This is a genomic window from Sphingomonas sp. LT1P40 (genome assembly GCF_036663835.1).
In the GTDB taxonomy this organism is placed as follows: Bacteria; Pseudomonadota; Alphaproteobacteria; order Sphingomonadales; family Sphingomonadaceae; genus Sphingomonas.
Genome location: NZ_JAXOJT010000002.1, coordinates 843148 through 860054, shown reverse-complemented (window position 1 = coordinate 860054; position 16907 = coordinate 843148). Strand labels below are relative to the sequence as shown.

Annotated in this window: 21 protein-coding genes; 19 read left to right on the top strand and 2 right to left on the bottom strand. The window is 63.1% G+C overall.

The window, feature by feature from the left end:
* The first annotated feature begins 139 nt into the window (after window positions 1-139).
* The 11 genes from U1702_RS15760 to U1702_RS15710 all read left to right on the top strand — a co-directional run bounded on the left by U1702_RS15760 (window position 140) and on the right by U1702_RS15710 (window position 6630).
* Window positions 140-973: a GPO family capsid scaffolding protein gene (locus U1702_RS15760; protein WP_332726127.1), complete on the top strand. Its 834-nt coding sequence runs from the start codon at window positions 140-142 to the stop codon at window positions 971-973.
* A 51-nt stretch (window positions 974-1024) separates the two neighbouring features.
* Window positions 1025-2074: a phage major capsid protein, P2 family gene (locus tag U1702_RS15755; protein WP_332726126.1), complete on the top strand. Its 1050-nt coding sequence runs from the start codon at window positions 1025-1027 to the stop codon at window positions 2072-2074.
* A 47-nt stretch (window positions 2075-2121) separates the two neighbouring features.
* A complete protein-coding gene (locus U1702_RS15750) occupies window positions 2122-2967 on the top strand; it encodes a phage terminase small subunit (RefSeq protein ID WP_332726125.1) in 846 nt (281 codons plus the stop codon).
* A gap of 112 nt (window positions 2968-3079) precedes the next feature.
* On the top strand, window positions 3080-3307 hold the full coding sequence (locus tag U1702_RS15745; RefSeq protein ID WP_332726124.1) for a hypothetical protein: 228 nt from the start codon (window positions 3080-3082) through the stop codon (window positions 3305-3307).
* A complete protein-coding gene (locus U1702_RS15740) occupies window positions 3304-3789 on the top strand; it encodes a head completion/stabilization protein (RefSeq protein ID WP_332726123.1) in 486 nt (161 codons plus the stop codon). The genes U1702_RS15745 and U1702_RS15740 overlap by 4 nt, the downstream gene beginning before the upstream one ends.
* A complete protein-coding gene (locus U1702_RS15735) occupies window positions 3789-4016 on the top strand; it encodes a tail protein X (RefSeq protein WP_332726122.1) in 228 nt (75 codons plus the stop codon). Before U1702_RS15740 ends, U1702_RS15735 begins: the two co-directional genes overlap by 1 nt.
* A 4-nt stretch (window positions 4017-4020) precedes the next feature.
* Window positions 4021-4248: a hypothetical protein gene (locus U1702_RS15730; RefSeq protein WP_332726121.1), complete on the top strand. Its 228-nt coding sequence runs from the start codon at window positions 4021-4023 to the stop codon at window positions 4246-4248.
* Between the two features lie 114 nt (window positions 4249-4362).
* On the top strand, window positions 4363-4929 hold the full coding sequence (locus tag U1702_RS15725) for a hypothetical protein (RefSeq protein ID WP_332726120.1): 567 nt from the start codon (window positions 4363-4365) through the stop codon (window positions 4927-4929).
* Complete coding sequence (locus tag U1702_RS15720; protein ID WP_332726119.1) at window positions 4926-5324, top strand: hypothetical protein; 399 nt, start codon at window positions 4926-4928, stop codon at window positions 5322-5324. Before U1702_RS15725 ends, U1702_RS15720 begins: the two co-directional genes overlap by 4 nt.
* 141 nt (window positions 5325-5465) lie before the next feature.
* Complete coding sequence (locus U1702_RS15715) at window positions 5466-5951, top strand: phage tail protein (protein ID WP_332726118.1); 486 nt, start codon at window positions 5466-5468, stop codon at window positions 5949-5951.
* 4 nt (window positions 5952-5955) lie between these two features.
* Window positions 5956-6630, top strand: a complete 675-nt coding sequence (locus tag U1702_RS15710) for a phage virion morphogenesis protein (RefSeq protein ID WP_332726117.1) — start codon at window positions 5956-5958, stop codon at window positions 6628-6630.
* Here U1702_RS15710 and U1702_RS15705 read toward each other — a convergent pair.
* Window positions 6627-7373, bottom strand: a complete 747-nt coding sequence (locus U1702_RS15705; protein WP_332726116.1) for a hypothetical protein — start codon at window positions 7371-7373, stop codon at window positions 6627-6629. The genes U1702_RS15710 and U1702_RS15705 overlap by 4 nt on opposite strands.
* Before the next feature lie 93 nt (window positions 7374-7466).
* Between U1702_RS15705 and U1702_RS15700 the strand changes: the two genes are divergently transcribed.
* From U1702_RS15700 to U1702_RS15680, 5 genes are read left to right on the top strand one after another with little or no spacing between them, the layout of a single operon-like run.
* The gene (locus U1702_RS15700) at window positions 7467-8354 is read left to right on the top strand and encodes a baseplate assembly protein (protein ID WP_332726115.1); all 888 of its coding nucleotides are present in this window, start codon (window positions 7467-7469) and stop codon (window positions 8352-8354) included.
* The gene (locus U1702_RS15695; protein ID WP_332726114.1) at window positions 8347-9012 is read left to right on the top strand and encodes a phage tail protein I; all 666 of its coding nucleotides are present in this window, start codon (window positions 8347-8349) and stop codon (window positions 9010-9012) included. The genes U1702_RS15700 and U1702_RS15695 overlap by 8 nt, the downstream gene beginning before the upstream one ends.
* Window positions 9009-10505, top strand: a complete 1497-nt coding sequence (locus U1702_RS15690) for a gp53-like domain-containing protein (protein WP_332726113.1) — start codon at window positions 9009-9011, stop codon at window positions 10503-10505. Before U1702_RS15695 ends, U1702_RS15690 begins: the two co-directional genes overlap by 4 nt.
* Window positions 10506-10516: 11 nt before the next feature.
* Window positions 10517-10987 (top strand): hypothetical protein, encoded by a 471-nt coding sequence (locus U1702_RS15685; protein ID WP_332726112.1) that lies wholly within the window; start codon window positions 10517-10519, stop codon window positions 10985-10987.
* Entirely contained in the window at window positions 10987-13644 is a 2658-nt protein-coding gene (locus tag U1702_RS15680; RefSeq protein ID WP_332726111.1) for a hypothetical protein, read from the top strand. Before U1702_RS15685 ends, U1702_RS15680 begins: the two co-directional genes overlap by 1 nt.
* Window positions 13645-13701: 57 nt before the next feature.
* Here the strand turns inward: U1702_RS15680 and U1702_RS15675 are convergent, their stop codons facing one another.
* Window positions 13702-14367 (bottom strand): hypothetical protein, encoded by a 666-nt coding sequence (locus U1702_RS15675; RefSeq protein WP_332726110.1) that lies wholly within the window; start codon window positions 14365-14367, stop codon window positions 13702-13704.
* A 403-nt stretch (window positions 14368-14770) separates the two neighbouring features.
* Here U1702_RS15675 and U1702_RS15670 point away from each other — a divergent pair, with 403 nt between their 5' ends.
* Genes U1702_RS15670 through U1702_RS15660 form a run of 3 tightly spaced genes read left to right on the top strand, consistent with a single transcriptional unit; the run spans window position 14771 to window position 16897 of the window.
* Window positions 14771-15334 (top strand): phage baseplate assembly protein V, encoded by a 564-nt coding sequence (locus U1702_RS15670; RefSeq protein WP_332726109.1) that lies wholly within the window; start codon window positions 14771-14773, stop codon window positions 15332-15334.
* The gene (locus U1702_RS15665) at window positions 15331-15699 is read left to right on the top strand and encodes a GPW/gp25 family protein (RefSeq protein WP_332726108.1); all 369 of its coding nucleotides are present in this window, start codon (window positions 15331-15333) and stop codon (window positions 15697-15699) included. The genes U1702_RS15670 and U1702_RS15665 overlap by 4 nt, the downstream gene beginning before the upstream one ends.
* Before the next feature lie 10 nt (window positions 15700-15709).
* On the top strand, window positions 15710-16897 hold the full coding sequence (locus U1702_RS15660; protein ID WP_332726107.1) for a phage tail sheath subtilisin-like domain-containing protein: 1188 nt from the start codon (window positions 15710-15712) through the stop codon (window positions 16895-16897).
* Window positions 16898-16907 lie beyond the last annotated feature (10 nt).

Genomic DNA, 16907 nt, shown 5'->3' with positions numbered 1-16907 from the left:
TCGCAGCATGGTAACGCCCTTGTAGAGTCCGCTTCTACAAACACCCAAGCTTGAGCATCCGCTCCTCTTCAGTCCCTGTTCGACCGGTCAGCGCGGCCTTGTCCGCCATCATCGAACCGATCCGAGGGACCGAACCGCCATGGGCACCAAGAGCAAGTTCTTCCGCGCATTCGTCGCAGGCCAGACCATCAGCGACGGGCGGGAGATCACGCCCGAGATGATCGACCAGATCGTCGAAACCTTCAATGTCGATACCTACACGCCGGGGATCAACATCGAGCATCTCACCGGCTTCAGCCCGCAGCCGCCGTTCAACCGCTATGGCGACGTGATCGCGGTCAAGGCGCAGACTGACGACGTCACGATCGACGGCAAGGTCGAAAAGCGCCGCGCTCTCTATGCTCAGGTCGATGCGCTCGACCAGCTGGTCGGACTGGCACAGAGCGGGCAGAAACCATTTCCCTCCGTCGAACTGACGCCCAGCTATTCCGGCACCGGCAAGATCGGCCTGGTCGGCCTCGCCTTCACCGACAACCCCGCCTCGATCGCGACCCAGAAGCTGACCTTCTCGCGCTCGGCGGCAGTGCACGGCACCATCTATTCGACCGGGGCCGAAGCGGTCGAGCTGCAGTTCGACGGCAAGCCCGCCGAAGCTGGTGGTATCGCTGCCGCAATCGAGGCCGGTTTTGCCAAGATCGCCTCCAAATTCACCACGAAGGTCGAAGAGCCGAAGAAAGATGAACAGAAGACACCGGCCAACGACAACGGCTTCGACGTCAACGCCTTCGCAAAGGATTTCGGCGGCGTGATCGCGGGCGAGATCGCCGCCGCGGTCAAGCCTGCCGCCGACGCCGTCGCATCGCTCGACGCGCGCTTCACGGCGTTCGAGGCCAAGCTTCAGCAGACCCCGGCCCCCGGCTTCAGCCGCGCGCCTGCCTCTGGCGGGAACGTGGCGATGGTCACCGACTGCTGATCGCCGGTCCCCGCTACTCCACTTCGCTCATCACCGCCGAGGAATTCCACGATGCGTAACGCCACCCGCCTCCTCTACCATGCCTATTGTTCGCAGATCGCCCTGCTTAGCGGCGTCGCCAGCGCAAACGAACAGTTCAGCGTCGCGCCGGTGGTGCAGCAAAAGCTGATCGAGGTTCAGCAGCTGCAGAGCGACTTCCTGTCGCGCATCAACGTGATCACCGTGCTGCAGCAGGAAGGCGACAAGGTCGGTGTCGGCGTGACCCGTCCGATTGCCGGTCGCACCAACACTGCCGGCGGCACGCGCCGCACGCCGACGCCCGCGACCGATACGTCGGATCTCGGGCGCTATCGCTGCGAGCAGACCAATTTCGACACCGCGATCAAATATGCGACGCTCGATGCCTGGGCGCACCGCCCCGAATTTCAGCAGCTCGTGCGCAACGCGATCCTGAAGCGTCAGGGGCTCGACCGCATCCTGATCGGGTGGAATGGCACCAGCGTCGCCTCGACCACCGATCGCAACGCCAATCCGCTGCTTCAGGACGTCAACAAGGGCTGGCTGTTCAAGATCCGCACGCACGCCCCCGCGCGGGTGCTCGGCGACGGTGCGCTCACCAGCGATCCGACCAAGGCGATCTATGTCTCTGAGGGCGAGGTCGGCGAAGAGGTCGATTACGTCAACCTCGACGCGCTGGTGTTCGACGCAATCGAGCTGCTCGACGAATGGAACCGCGACGACACCGAACTGGTCGTGATCTGCGGCCGCGATCTGGTCCACGACAAATATTTCAACATCATCAACGCCGCCGGCGACAAGGCGACCGAGATGCTGGCGCGCGACGTGCTCATGTCGACCAAGAAGATCGGCGGGCTTCAGGCGGTTCGCGTGCCCGGCTTTCCGGCGGGCAAGCTGCTGATCACTCGGCTCGACAACCTGTCGCTCTACGAACAGGAGGACACGCGCCGCCGCCTGCTCCGCGACGAACCCGCCCTCGACCAGATCGAGAATTATGAGAGCGTCAACGAGGCTTATGTCGTCGAGGATTACGGCCTGTGCGCGCTCGTCGAGAATATCGTCATGGGCAAGAAGCCGGCCTGATCCGGCACTCGCCCCACCCGTCGTCCGCTCGCCCCAAAGGAACCGCAATGAGCCTCGCTCGCAAGCACCGGGAATTCATCCTGGCACAGTCTGAACCGGCGGTCGCTCCTAAGGCGAGCGGGCACACAGCCGACACCTTGCTGGTGTCGGAGCGCCCCAGTCTGGCGCGTTCGCATCGGGACCGCGCATTGGCGGCGGCGGCCGCCACTGCCGCCGCCATCACGGTTCCGGAAGCCGACACCGGTACGCCGGAAGAACGCGCCGCCGCGCAGGTCCGCCTCCGCCTGCAGCACGACCTGCGCCGGCTGAAGGATATTCAGTCGATCGAAGCCAAGATCGCGGCGAAGCGCGAAATGCTGCCCAATTATCGCGATTGGGTGCTCGGCTTGATCGACGCCGCTGAGGCGTCAGGCGAAGCCACCGCCGACGATATCCTGCCCACGATCATGGTCTGGCTGATCGACGTCGGCGAATATGCCGGCGCGCTCGGCCTCGCCAAGCACGTCATCCGCTTCGACGTGCCGATGCCTGCCCGTTACGAGCGCACCGCCCCGGCGCTCGTCGTCGAGGAAATCGCGACCGCCGCGCTGAAGGCGCAGGGTCTCGGCCAGAGTTTCCCGTTGGCCATCCTCGACGATGTCGCCACGCTGACGGCGTCGATCGACATGCACGATCAGATCAGCGCCAAACTGTTCAAGGCGATCGGCATCGAACAGATGCGCGCCGCCGACGACGACGCTGCCGAACCGCTCGCCCGCGCTACCGCCGCCGCGCTCGCCCTCGAAACGCTGCGTCGCGCCAAGGCGAAGAACGAGCGCGTTGGCGTGAGCGACAAGATCAAGCGGCTCGAGAAGCTGCTCATTTCGAAAGAACCGCCGGCACAGACCGGCTAACCAGCTCGCCCCCGGCGCTCGGGGGGCGGATCGCGCGCGACGGGAGAGCCTTCGGGCTGAGGGCCGTCGCTGACCCGGTCCCCACCCCCGTAAACCGCTCACAGGATCTGCCATGCCCGCCACCCTCATTGCCCTGATCGGCGCGCTCGTGCTGATGGCCAGCATGCCGATCGTGGCACTTGGCATCGTCGGCTCGATGCTGGCGCTGAGCGGACATGGCTGGCCATATCTCGGGCGATCCCCGGCACGATCGCTGGCGGCCTCGCTGCTGCTGATCCTGCTCGGCTTCGCAATCTACTTCGGTGCCGCCTGCGCCATTGGCTGGGCGATGTTCCGATGACCTTCGTCACCGATTGCACCCCCTCGATCGTCCCGCCCCCTGCAACGGCGGGGGAAACCCCAGTCACCAACGATGGCTGGTTCCCGCCGATCGACCCCGCCGACATTCGCGCGACGATGCGGATCCGCGATTCGGTGACGCCGGAACGCCTGCGCGGCGCGATCGTCGGCGCGATCATCGCCGTCGGAAACCAGCTCGCCGCGTGGAAAGCGGCCAAGGTCGCCGCCGGCGCCCCCACCCTCGCCGACGTGGTCGCGGACCAGATCGACGGCCAGAGCCGAACCGTGCTGCTCTACCACCGCGCCATCGCCGCCGCCGCCAAGGTCGAACTGGTCGAGCGCTACCGCGACGTCGATCTGACCGGCGCGGGACAGCGACAGGTCGAGGAAGTCGAGCCTGCGATCGGCGAGCTGCGCCGCGACATGATCCACGCCATTCGTGATCTGCTCGGCGTCGGACGCACCACGGTCGAGCTGATCTGATGCCCGGCTCAAACCCCGATATTATCCGCGCGAAACAGGGCGACACCCTCGACGCCCTGCTCGCGCGTGAGCGTGCCCTCGGGCCGGAAGCGCTGGATCTTGTGCTGAAGGCCAATCCCGGCCTCTCGGCGATCGGCCCGATCCTGCCCCTCGGCACGCCTGTCACCATCCCGCCCGCCGCCGTAGATGCGCCGACGGTGCGCCCCATCGTCCAGCTCTGGGATTGAACCAATGGAAGCAACCTTCGTCCAGGCACTGATCGGCAGCGGCCCGATCGGCATTTTCGCCCTCTATTTCTATTTGCAGACGAAGGCTGATCGCGAAGCGCTCCGCGCTGAGCGTGCCGACCGGCTGATCTATGACCGAGAGCGGCTGGAAACAGACAAAAAGGTAGCCGCAGCGCTCACGGTGCTCGTCTTCAAAATCACTGGGAGTGTGCCCGATGACCGCATGCGCTGAAGCCGGTCGCGCCCTCGCACTTGCGGCCGACCGGCTAAAGGAAGCGTGCCTAAGCGCTCCCTTCATCCGCATCGAACCCGCCGCCATTCGCCGCAAACCCCCCAGGAAGCCGTGATGATGAAACCGAACGCTCGTCCGCAAATGACCGAGGCCCAGCTCATGGCCAAGGTCGCGCCACTGGGCATCACCCGGCTAGACACGCTCTTCGTCGTCGGGATCCGCGGCTACTACCTCGACACGATGGGGCGTGCCGCTGCGAACGATCGCGGCATTTATGATGACGCGCTTTTCGTGGTCGCGCCGGACCAGCATTTCAGCGCCTATAACGGCAACACCGATCCCTCGCGCAGGCGCATCGGCGGCGGCACTGGGGCAGGCAAGGGCATGGCTTGCCTCAAGCCGGGCCTGTGGCGTGCGCACCGCCTCGGGCTGCACAAGGGGCAATATCGCGCGCTGATCCAGACTGGCGGCAAGGTGACCGTCACCCGCGACGGTACGCCCCCGTACGAAGACACCGGCTATTTCGGGATCAACATCCACCGGGGCGGCATCGGCACGACGTCGTCGGAGGGGTGCCAGACCATCCCGCCGGAACAATGGCCCACCTTTATTGCGAACGTCGATGCGCTGGCAAAGCGTCTCGGCGTGGTCACCGTCCCCTACGCGCTCGTGCTGGCATGACCGTCCAAGGATATTTGCTCGGCGGTGTCGCGCTGCTCGGCGTTGCCGGGACGATCACGGCCTATGTCGTCGGTCGCGACGATGGCAGCGCCATCCAGCGCGACATGCAGGCAGCGGTCGAGAAGGCCACCGCCGACTTGCGAAAGCAACGCGAGCAGCTCGTCGATCAGATCGGCGGCGCCGCAGTCGCACAGCAAAGCCAGCGCCAATCCAATGTCCGGGAGATCTACCGTGAGAGCCACACGATTACTGAGCGCCCTGTGTATCGCAATGTCTGCGTCGATGCTGACGGCGTGCAGCTCCTCGTTCGAAGCGCCGCCGCAGCCAATGGCGCGGATCCCGGCGTCCGACCTTCAGGAACCGGCGCAGGCACCCCCACCCCACCGCAACCCTGACGCCACTCAGGACGGCAAGGCCGCGCTCGGCACCCAGCTCGACCTTTACGACGTCATTGGCACCCTGCGTCTCGCTCTGGTCGCCCTGCGCTGCAAGGTGCGCGCATCGCAGGGCATGGACCTCCCCGCATGGTGTCCCCGGTGAAGAAGCCGGAATCGCTCAAGCGGGTGCTGCTAGCGCACGTCGCCGCCCTGAAGGAGGATCCTGCTCGGCTCTCGATCTTCACCGACGCGGGCAAGGTGGTCGCGCGCGCCACCGGCACGCTCAGCTTCGCCTATCACTACACGCTCAATCTGGTCGTACAGGACTATAGCGGTCCCGTTCACGACCTCACCCTGCCGCTCCTCGCATGGATCGCGGAGAAGCAACCGGACCTCCTCGAGCGCGCACCGAACGAGCCGTTCCGCTTCGAGTCCGAAATCCTCTACGACGATGCTCGCGACGTGTCGATCACGCTCGACCTGATCGAACGCGTGCTGGTCGAGCGCAAGGCCGGCGGCGGGTTCAACGTCACCTATCTCGATGACAGGCCGGCGAGCGATACCTTCGACGGCGTCTGCGGCGTTCCCTTCCTGCGCGGCTATCTCGGCGACGATCTGCTCGTCGAAAGCCCGAACGCGGCCTAGGCGGATGGGGGACGGCCTGGAGCGAATCGAAACGCTGGCGGGCGCCATGCTCAAGTCGCTTGCGCCCGGCTCGCGTCGTCAGCTTCTTCGTCAAATGGCGCGCGGCATCGCCAAGACTCAGCGCGATCGCATCGCGCGTCAGCAACAGCCCGACGGTACGAAGTTCGCGCCCCGCAAGCCGAAAGCCGAATGCAGCGCAGGAAGCTATCCGTTGCGCTTCCTCTATCCAAAGGGTGCCGCCGAACCGCGCCTCGTCACGATGGCGAGCTGGGCGCGACAGGGTCCGCTGGTTACCGGCTATGATCAGGAAGCCGGTGCCATCCGCAGTTTCTTTTGGGACAAGGTCGCCAAATGGCTGCCCACCGGCGAAACAGTCTCGCGCGGCAGCAATCTCCGCCGGCGCGGAGCGATCCGCCAGCGCGCCATGTTCCGCAAGTTGCGCACGGGTCGCTATCTGCGCAGCGACGCCAGCGACGCTGAGGCATGGATTGGCTTCAGCGGGCAGGCATCCGCCATTGCGCAGATTCATCAAGGCGGTCTGCGCGAAAAGCCATCGGTGCGAGCACGATCCGTGCGGTATGAGAAACGCGAATTGCTCGGAATTTCGGAAGTTGATCGTGCGGCACTTATCGATGAATTTTTAGCGAAATCGATCTGCCGTGCCGTAGATGGTAACTAAGCTTCAACGATGACAGCATTATCTCTTGGCCACTTATCAAACATCTCATCTCCAATAACAGGAAACAACACAGGCAACCTTCTACCAATTACGTTATGTTCACTATCATATAAGATAAACGCCTGAACCCATACGCCATCTATTTTTCTTAACCGTAACTCTTGCTCCCAGTGCCCGCTTTTTGCAGTGAACATTGCGAGGAGATTCAACTCGGTTTTGCCTAGGCTTTCTATCAAGAATTTATCATCGTAGAATACCGTTCCGGCGACTAACACGCCAACATTTACGCCTTTATTGCGAAGATACGTATCCGCCAGATTGCCTAGATATTTGGTGTCGCGATTGAATATGGTAACATACAATCCGTCTATGTTATGCTTACCATAATGTAAGATGCATGGCAGCAGGTCTCCGCCTGTGGTAACTTGCATATCTATGTAAGCAAAAGCCCCTTTTCCAGTCAGAGTACTAATGATGCCTTCTGACGCTTGCAAGATCGTTTGAGCTAAATCTTCCATCTTGCTGAGAGATTTTTCTAGGCTGCTTTCAACCTTTGTCTGACGGACCACTCGAATCCACTGCCCTGTTGCCCACGAACTAAGGAAAAAGGCAGGCGCAAAAGTCGTGGCGAGACTAGCCACGCTAAGGCTAGCTCCATCTGATGCTATTATGAACGCTGTCCAGGCCACCGCCATCAGCAAAGGCAGATAGAATTCTTTAATCAGTCGTTTGACTGTGACCATGAGCCGCTCCTTCTGCTCTTCATGGGCTTGTAGAACCCCACTCTACAAGCCAGCACGATAGCCAAGGTCAGACCCCGGCGACGACATGGCCCGGTGACCGAGGCCTCCAGCTCAACAGCGATCGACCTCTCGCGCCTGCCCGCGCCCAGCTTCGTCGCGCCCCGATCCTATGATGCAATCCGCGCCGAACAGGTCGCTATGTTGCAGGAGCTTATTCCCGAGTTCGACGCCACCATTGCGTCCGATCCGGCGGTGAAGCTGCTCGACGTCTTCGCCTATCGTGAGCAGCTCCTGACGGACTTTTACAACCAGCGGGCACTTCAGGTGATGCTCGCCTATTCGACTGGCGCAGATCTCGACCAGCTCGGAGCGAACGTGAATGTCGAACGCCTCGTGCTCGAGGAGGGCGATCTCGATACCGATCCGGTTTACGAGAGTGACGCCGACTTCCGCCGTCGCATACAGCTTGCACCCGAGAGCTTTTCGGTCGCCGGTCCCGATACCGCCTACCGTTTTCACGCCCTCAGCGCCGACGCGTCGATCGCGGACGCCAGCGCGACCAGCCCATCGCCCGGTCACGTTCTGATCAGCCTGCTCTCGCGGGTCGGCGACGGCACTGCCAGCGCCGACCAGATCGAAGCGGTCGAAGATATCGTCACCAATCGCGCGGTCCGACCGCTGACGGATATGGTGAGCGTGGCCTCCGTCGAGCTTCTGCCCTTCGTCGTGCTGGCCGCACTCACCCTGTTTCACGGCCCTGATCGCGTGGTCGTGCTCGCAGCGGCTGAAGCCCGCCTTGCGGCCTATATCGCTGCCGCCCGCAAGATCGGGCGTCCGGTCACCCGCTCGGGCATCATTGCCGCCCTGCACGTCGAAGGCGTGCTCAATGTCGCTCTCACCCACCCCGCCGCCGACGTGATGGCCAGCGATGCGCAGGTCGCCCACTGCACCGGTGCCGACGTGACGATCGCCGATGACTGATCTGCTCCCGCCCGGCAGCACCAATCTCGAGCGCGCATTGTCGCGGGTCGGCGCGCGCATCGGCGACATGCCGGTCGATGTCGCGACGCTCTGGAACCCCGCGACCTGTCCGATCGACTTGTTGCCGTGGCTGGCATGGACGCTGTCGATCGACCGCTGGAATGCCGATTGGAGTGATGCCGAAAAACGCGCGGCGGTGGCTGACGCGATTGCAGTGCAGCGCCGCAAGGGTACGCGCCTCGCGGTCGAGCAGGTGCTCGAATCCTTCTGCTCGCTGCTCGAGCTGGTCGAATGGTTCGAAGCGACGCCACAGCTTGATCCCTACACGTTCGAGGTGCGACTTCCCCTCATCGGTCCCGACGGCGCCGCCGGCGGCGAGCGGGTGACGGCGGCGTTCGCGCGTCAGATCATCGCCGACGTCACCCGCGCGAAGCCGGTTCGCGCGCATTTCACCCTCGTTCAGCAGCTCGACCTGATCGGTCTGCCCGCGCCGATCGGCACGATCAACACCACCGCTTACCGCCGCCTCGATGCCGCCGCGACCGATAGCCCCGCCGGGTTCGATCCCGAGATCGAGTGGGGCGCGCTCCTCCAGGACGAAAATGGCGAACCGCTGCAGGACGATACCGGCGGCTTCATTGACGGGACCGCACCATGACCACGCCGCTTTCGATCGTCATCACCGATGCGGGCCGCACAGCTCTTGTCGATGCTGAGGGCGGCGGCACCGCCGCCGTCGTCATTGCCGAGGTTGGCGTTACCGCCTCGGTATTCGTTGCAGCCCCTACCCTCGCCGCACTTCCCGGCGAGATCAAGCGCATCGACACCATCGCAGGCGTGGCGGCGGACGCCGACACCGTTCACCTGATCGTGCGCGATTCCAGCGACGAGGAATATGTCGCGCGCGGGATCGCCCTTTATCTCGATGACGGCACGCTGTTCGCCGCCTATTCGCAGCCAGACCCAATCCTCGGCAAATATGCCGCCTCGCACTTTCTCACCGCGATCGACCTGAAGTTCTTGGACGGCGAGGCGGAACTGATCGAGTTCGGCGACACCAACTTTCTCAATCCGCCGGCGACCGAAGTGGAAAAGGGCGTCGCCTATCTGGCGACGGTGATCGAGGCGCTAGCCGGTGCCGTTACCGACAAGATCATCACCCCCGCCACCATGGCGGCGGTGCTGGCCAATTACGTCGCAGCCGATCAGCTCGGCGTCGTGAACGGCGTCGCCACCTTGGGCGCAGACGGCAAGCTCGCCATCGCCCAGCGCCCGCCGATCGACCTGATCGATGTCTGGCCTGTGGTCAATGAGGCGGCAATGCTCGCGCTCGGGGCTGCCACCGTAGGCGACTTCGCGGTGCGCGCAGACAATGGCCTGATCTATGTGCTCCAGGACACGCCCGCCGCCACGCTGGCCAACTGGCTCGAAATCTCGACGCCGGCGCCGGTATCGAGCGTCAACGGCAAGGTTGGAACGGTCGTGCTCACACCTGCGGACGTCGGCGCAGTGCCGACGGCACGCACGATCACTGGCGCAGGCCTGCTCGCCGGTCAGGGCGGGAACCTCGGCGCGAACCGCACCTTCACGATCGACATTGCGACAGCCGCCGAAACACTGGCTGGAGTTTTGCACAACAAGGCGCTGACCCCGGCGTCGCTCGCAGACCTGATCACCGCATTGAACGCAAAGGCGTCGGGCGGCGCGACCGTATCCGGGGGCGGATTGGTCACCGGCGGCGGTGCGATCTCGGGCAACCCGGCGCTCACCGTCACGGCTGCGAACGCGGCTGAAATTCTCACCGGAGCGGCCTCGGACAAGGTGGTCACTCCGGCGGGGCTGGGCGGTCTTGCCAAGAGCCTGACGCCGAACGGCTATGTCACGCTCTCGAACGGCCTGATTATTCAATGGGTCGCCTACCGCAGCGTCATCCTGTCGGAAGTGGCGATCCCGGTTAGCTGGCCAATCGTGTTTCCCGGCGGCGTGCTCTCCGGCTCCGCCACCGCATGGCTGGCAACGCCATCCACCGCCCGCAACCTGTGGGCGCAGATCGTCGCGCAAACCGAATATGGCTGCTCGATCCAGCTTCAGCGCGACGCCGCCGTCGATCAGCGGGTGGATGGCTTCGACGTCATCATGTTCGGATTTTGAGGATGGCGGCAATGTTCTTCAGCGCAACAACCGGCGGCTTCTACGATCCCGCCGTCAACACCGCGATCCCGACCGACGCGGTGCGTGTCACGCGACACCGTCACGCGGAGCTGCTCGCGGCGCGAAGCGCGGGCCAGCGCATCGTCGCAGACGCGAAGGGTAGGCCGCAGATCAGGCCGGTCAAGGTCACGCTCGACCAGCATCGCGCCGCCGCCGTTCGCGCGGTGAAGGACGAGGCGCGCCGTCGCATTCTCGCCATCGCCAGCCTTGAGCGACAGGCAAACGACAACGCGGCCCTGGCACTGGCAGCCGGGTTCATCGAACTGAGCACCGAAGGACTGGCTGCCCGAGATCGCCGCGTCCGCATTAACGCGATCCGCGCCGCCTCGAACGCGATCGAGGCGATCATCACCACCATGCCCGCGTCGAACCTCACCGCATTCGATGCAGCCGCCCACCCGCTATGGCCAAAGGACGCCTGATGGCGAAGATCTCCGCGCTCGATCCGATTGACGAACCCACCGGTGAAGAGATGGTCGTCGTGCTCGCCGACGGCGAAGCGAGACGTGTTGCGCTCGCCCCGCTTGCGGGTGCCGCCCTAGCGCCACACGTCGCCGCAGCGAACGATGAGTTCGATGTCAAATTGGCTGAGGCTGCAGGATCGGCGACGACGGCTGCCGACGCCGCTGCCCGGCTCACGCCGTTCAACACGGCACCGGCGACCAACCATGTTCTCTATCGCGTCAAGAACTCGATCCGCTTGCGCAAATATGTCGGCGTCGTCGCTGTAAACTGGCCCACGGGCCTGTGCATCCGTGAGGCGGCACGCGACCTGAGCGGCGGAACCCAGCATCGCTACCGGCTGCGCGTCGGATCCTACAACGGCGCATATACCGAAGACGTACTCGCAGAATCGCCCGCTGCCGTGAATTTGAACGCTGCCGGCAAGGTCGGCAAACTTCCCGTCGACCTCTACTTCCGAGCAGGCCATCCCGACGTTGTCGCAGGCCTGATCCCCAGTGGCACCTGGGCCGGCTCTCTGCCCTATGATTTCGGCGCGGGCGAGGTCCACGGCAATTACGCCACGCTGAAATATGATTATGCCCTCGGCGGTCTCGATCCGCTCCGCGTGCTCCCTGACACGACCGCGCTGGCCGATGCCGTCAACGCGGTAAAGGCTGATGCCGCCGGCAGAGTCACGTCGGATGCGTTCGAGATCGATATCGCCGACCCCTATCTGAAAAGTGTCGTCCGCAAGATCGAGCTGTTCTGCACGAAACGCGGGCACATATACCGCGTGTCCTTCTTCAAGACGACAGCGGCCGAATTCATGCTGATCGTGCGGGACACGACCGAGGACAAGATTGCGGCGGTCGCCAAGGCGGCGGCGCCGAACTACGCCACCATCCCAGAGCTGCTATTCTTCGATCCCCGCAACGTCGGCGGCAACATCGGCGGCGAGATCACGACCGCCACCGGAATTTACGGCAAGCTTCACATCGACCGCAGCAAGATCGTCGCCAGTGGTGCCACCTGGTCGTACACGCAGGATCAGGCCGCGATCAAAGTCGCCAACTGCATGACCAGGGACGAAGTCGTTTCGCGCTTCTGGAACGATCGCACCTGGCAGGAAATCATCACGGTCGAACCTGAGGAAGTCGTCCCCGGGGATCTGCGCGCCAAGTTCGAGGCGCTATATGCCGAGGGCGCGTATGCGAACCAGACCGATCTATGGGTGCGCTGGTGCCACCGCGCCGCGCCCAACCATCGCATCCTGCTCTGGCTCAAGCCCGGCACGCACAAGGCGACGAACCTGTACGGCTGCCACAATGTCGACATCGGCGGGCCGGGTGCCGACAAGGTGACCGTGGAGTGCGAAAACAGCGCGCTCGTTCGACCCAATCTACAGCTGCACATGAGCCACAAGATATTTGGCTTCCGCTGCGTCGGCAACGCCGTGGCACCCGTTCCGTTCATCACCACCGCGCCACACAATCACAAGGCGCAATATGGCATCCACCGCGACAAGAATAACGAGTTCGAGATCACCGACAGCGTCGGCGACGTGAACTTCTGGTGCGGCTTCGACATGCAGGACGTCGAGATGGTCGGCGACCAGCAGCATAATTTCGCGCTGTTCGGCGCGGGCGGATCGAGCGGCGAGCATAGCCGGATCCGCAATTGCCGCTTCGTCACATTGAACGCCACCCGAACTGCGCCGCTCGCGGCGATGCATACCTGCTCGGGCAGCAAGGCGGCGGTGACGTTCGAGTTCGACAACGTCTATTGCGATGCGCCGCCGGGCGTCGCCGGCGTCGCCGTCCAGTCCGTGGGCACCAATGCGCCGAAGTCGCGCCTCGTCATCAGGAGCTGTCCGACGCTGAAGCTGGTATCGCACTCCGCGCACGGCATTGCCGACAGCTATCATTTCTACGACTTGGCGCGCGATCGCTGCGAATGGGTCGGCATCGGCGACTATCAGGGCGCATTCCTCAGCGAAGACGATTCAGCCCTCGTGCTCAGGACGACGCCCGGCATTTCCGTCGCCGGCGACGCCGCGCCGATCCTGTTCGGCACCGTCGATGCAGGCGGCAAGGGATCGAAGTCGGTAAAGGAGGCGGACGCCAGCAACGCGGCGCTGGGCAAACGCCTCGGCGATTGCCGCACGATCAACAGGACGCTGACGATCGGCGCGCAGACCATCGTGTTCGACCAGCTCTATACGAACCAGAGCAACGCCACCATCGTCGCCACGATCAATGCCGTGATCACTGCCAACCCTGTCAGCGTCGTGAATGTGGGCAAGGAAACGCAGCTCGGCTTTTCGATCCTCGCCCGCTTACTAAACAACAGCGGCGCGACGATCGCCGCGACCGCAATGTGCAAGACGGTGGGGCGAAGCGCGACCAAAGCGATCGATGGCGACGTGGTCGACGCAGTGGCGGTGCGTGACGTAGCGACCGGCGCAGAGGGCGACTTCATCATTGGCCGCAAGCTCGACCCCCGCCTATTCGGCCTGGCCACGACGGCGAATGGAGCCCTCTACGTTGCGAACGGCGCACCGACACTCACCCCGCAGTTGTCTGGACATGAGATCGGACGGGCGAGAGGTGGACAGGTGGAATTGCGCGACGGCTAAGGTTGGCTATGCAACTCGTTTAGAGCCAAATCTCCAAAAATACTTTCGTTATTATACCTAGCCAGGCATCATCCATACTGTCTTCGGAACCGCATATTGCATCCATTTGGCAGCTATGATGTTAAATCCGACAATGGCGTGCACTATTGATAGAGTCGCCAATATAATACCGGCTACCGGTATAATGGTATCTCTGATGTTGACTGCATTTCGCTGGACTTTGTATATTTTTCCGCTCAGGCTACCAAACATTGCTATTAGTTTTTGGTTTTGATTAGCAACCGTTGACATAGAAGATGTCAAATCTGGAATGTCATTTTCTAGCAGAGCCTTAATCTCAGTAAGCTGCTCACCTAGTTCTCTTGTTTCTGCTCGATATTTGTCTGCATACGCACCTATCCGCTGACCAATATTAGCGTTAAACCGATTAGTTGCAAATTCATCGCTCAAATAACTTGGTGTATCTCTGCTACGTTCGATATCTAATATGGCTCTATTAAGATCGTTATTAGTCTCTATTAAAGAATTTTTCACCACGATTAACTCGGACAGATTGGCCTTCGCAACCTTGGAGGCGTCGAATTCTATCGCCCTTACTCTACGAAGAATGGCCGCAATCTCACTCGCAGCATCATGATTGGTTTTCATTTTTCGAACAATCTCGCGCTGAATTTCGTCCTCGGTTTCCGCGCCTTCCCCACCCGTCGAATTTAGAACGATCATCACCCAATATTCGACGTAATACTCGTACGCGAATATCATCATTGTGCACCAGAGACCTACGTACGCAAGCCAAGCTGGTAGCTTTGCATCCGTTCCCATGCCGGGGACGCTAATCTCGGTCGGGTCTGCCAGAGCGAGCGCCAGAATTGTGGCCGAAGCAAATAGGAGGTTCCGCCTCGTTCGTCTCAGCTCTTCGTTTGATTTCAACGATTGCTCGTCTGCCAAGACATCCCCCTAAAACATCGATAACATATATGACTTGTCGTGGGCCAAGGTTGCAACAACTGCGCGCACTGTGGGTGAATAGCCGCCGCACCGATACATCATCCCGCTCCCTTGTAGAAACCCGCTCTACAAGCACCAGCACGCGCTCAGTTGCGGGTGCCTCGCCATAAACGGCGGGATGAGCGACCCTGCCGATCTTCAGCGCCTTCTCGGGGACGTCGTGCGTCTTGGCACCGTCGCGTCCGTTGATCTGGCGGACGGCACCTGCCGCGTTCACCTCGGCGATCTCGAGACCGGCGACATCCCCTGGCTCACCGGTTCCGCCGGCGACACGCATATCTGGTGCCCGCCCAGTATCGGCGAGCAGGTTATCGTGCTTGCGCCCGAGGGCGACACGCTCGGCGGCATCGTCCTGCGCGGCCTGCCCAGCGATACCAATCCCGCGCCCGGCGACGGCCGCACCGTCGTTGTCACCTTCGCCGACGGCGCGAAACTGTCCTACGATCCTGAGGCACAACTTCTCGACGTCATCCTGCCCGAAGGCGGCAAGGCCAAGCTGATCTGCGACGTCGAAATCGACGGCAAGCTCACCGTCACCGGTGACGCCCGGTTCGACGCGAAGATCCATGCGAAGGGCGAGATCGCCAGCGATGCGGACGTGAAGGCTGAAGCGATCAGTCTCAAGTCGCACAAGCATGGCGGCGTCCAGGCCGGCGTCGCAAAGACGGCGGCGCCCGAATGAACGGCATGAACCGCCACACCGGCAAGCCGCTCTCAGGCCTCGATCATATCCGCCAGTCCATCGCCGATATCCTCGCGACCCCGATCGGCTCGCGCGTCTGTCGCCGCGACTATGGCTCGCGCCTGCCCGAGCTGCTCGATCATCCGACGAACGACGCCACCCGGCTGCGCCTCTACGCCGCCACTGCCATCGCGATCTCCCGTCAGGAATCGCGCGTGCGCCTCTCGCGCGTCGGCCTGTCCGCTACCGAAACGCCGGGGGCCTTCGTGCTCGATCTCACCGGCACCACCACCGACGCGGCGCGCCGCCGCTCGCCCTTTGCCTTCTCCATTCCCGTGCGCGCGCTCGGCGCGCTCGCCGCCTGAAAGGATCGTCATGACGTATCAGCATGGAATCAGCGTGATCGAGGTTGCCGGCGCTGCCCGGTCGCTCGCCACGATCGCCACCTTGACGATCGGCTTCGTCGCGACCGGCCCGGCGGCCGACGCTGCCGCCTTCCCGCTCAACGTCCCGGTCAAGATTCAGGCATCGGGCATTCTTGCCGCGATTGACAAGGCCGGCGCCACCGGCACCCTGCGCGGCGTGCTGCTCGCCATCTCCGACCTGGTGCGCGTGCCGATCGTTGTCGTGCGCGTCGCCCCCGGCGGCGATGCCGAGGAAACCGACGAAAACGTCATCGGCGGCAACACCGACGGCGTGAAGACGGGCATGCAGGCGCTGCTGTCCGCCGAAACCCAGCTCGGCCTGAAGCCGCGCATCATCGGCGCACCCGGCCTCGACACGCAGCCTGTCGCGACCGCGCTTGCCGTGATTGCGACGAAGCTGCGCGGCATGGGCTATGCCCGCGCGATCGGCGACACCATCGCCGAGCTGATCGCCTATCGCGCCGGGTTCACTCAGCGTGAGCTGATGCTGATCGCCCCCGACTTCAAGGTTATGGACGCGCTGGGCAATGTTACGACCAGCTTCGCCGCCGCCCGCGCGCTCGGCCTGCGTGCCCGCATCGATGCCGAAATGGGCTGGCACAAGACGCTGTCGAACGTCCCCGTCGAGGGCGTCGTCGGCACGACCGAGGATATCGAGTTCGATTTCCAGTCGGTCGATACCGAGGCGAACCAGCTCAACGAGGCCGGCATCACCACGATTGTCCGCATCAATGGCACCCTGCGCTTCTGGGGCAGCCGCACCTGCGCGGATCCGGCGAACGACGTCACGAAGGATTTCCAGTTCGAGAGCGCGACCCGCACCGCCCAGATCATCGCCGACACCATCGCTTACGGAATGCTGTGGGCGATCGACAAGCCGCTGACCCCCGGCCTCGCCCGCGATATCGTCGAGCAGATCAACGAGAAGTTCCGCCAGCTGTCGCGCGGTGGTTTCATTCTCGGGGCCGAGTCCTGGTTCGATCCGGCACGCAACGCCATCGACGATCTGAAGGCGGGCAAGCTGACCATCAGCTACAAATACACGCCGGTCCCGCCGCTCGAAAATCTGCAGCTGCGGCAGGAGATTACCGACGAATATCTCGCCGACTTCGCCGAGATCGTCGCCGCTGCCGCCTGACCTTCACTGA

Coding starts and splice junctions, on each gene's coding strand:
- U1702_RS15665 (WP_332726108.1), top strand. CDS start 15,331: ATGAACGGCATGAACCGCCACACCGGCAAGCCGCTCTCAGGCCTCGAT.
- U1702_RS15735 (WP_332726122.1), top strand. CDS start 3,789: ATGCCCGGCTCAAACCCCGATATTATCCGCGCGAAACAGGGCGACACC.
- U1702_RS15720 (WP_332726119.1), top strand. CDS start 4,926: ATGACCGTCCAAGGATATTTGCTCGGCGGTGTCGCGCTGCTCGGCGTT.
- U1702_RS15675 (WP_332726110.1), bottom strand. CDS start 14,367: ATGATCGTTCTAAATTCGACGGGTGGGGAAGGCGCGGAAACCGAGGAC.
- U1702_RS15730 (WP_332726121.1), top strand. CDS start 4,021: ATGGAAGCAACCTTCGTCCAGGCACTGATCGGCAGCGGCCCGATCGGC.
- U1702_RS15740 (WP_332726123.1), top strand. CDS start 3,304: ATGACCTTCGTCACCGATTGCACCCCCTCGATCGTCCCGCCCCCTGCA.
- U1702_RS15745 (WP_332726124.1), top strand. CDS start 3,080: ATGCCCGCCACCCTCATTGCCCTGATCGGCGCGCTCGTGCTGATGGCC.
- U1702_RS15750 (WP_332726125.1), top strand. CDS start 2,122: ATGAGCCTCGCTCGCAAGCACCGGGAATTCATCCTGGCACAGTCTGAA.
- U1702_RS15710 (WP_332726117.1), top strand. CDS start 5,956: ATGGGGGACGGCCTGGAGCGAATCGAAACGCTGGCGGGCGCCATGCTC.
- U1702_RS15705 (WP_332726116.1), bottom strand. CDS start 7,373: ATGGTCACAGTCAAACGACTGATTAAAGAATTCTATCTGCCTTTGCTG.
- U1702_RS15760 (WP_332726127.1), top strand. CDS start 140: ATGGGCACCAAGAGCAAGTTCTTCCGCGCATTCGTCGCAGGCCAGACC.
- U1702_RS15725 (WP_332726120.1), top strand. CDS start 4,363: ATGATGAAACCGAACGCTCGTCCGCAAATGACCGAGGCCCAGCTCATG.
- U1702_RS15690 (WP_332726113.1), top strand. CDS start 9,009: ATGACCACGCCGCTTTCGATCGTCATCACCGATGCGGGCCGCACAGCT.
- U1702_RS15685 (WP_332726112.1), top strand. CDS start 10,517: ATGTTCTTCAGCGCAACAACCGGCGGCTTCTACGATCCCGCCGTCAAC.
- U1702_RS15670 (WP_332726109.1), top strand. CDS start 14,771: ATGAGCGACCCTGCCGATCTTCAGCGCCTTCTCGGGGACGTCGTGCGT.
- U1702_RS15695 (WP_332726114.1), top strand. CDS start 8,347: ATGACTGATCTGCTCCCGCCCGGCAGCACCAATCTCGAGCGCGCATTG.
- U1702_RS15680 (WP_332726111.1), top strand. CDS start 10,987: ATGGCGAAGATCTCCGCGCTCGATCCGATTGACGAACCCACCGGTGAA.
- U1702_RS15755 (WP_332726126.1), top strand. CDS start 1,025: ATGCGTAACGCCACCCGCCTCCTCTACCATGCCTATTGTTCGCAGATC.
- U1702_RS15660 (WP_332726107.1), top strand. CDS start 15,710: ATGACGTATCAGCATGGAATCAGCGTGATCGAGGTTGCCGGCGCTGCC.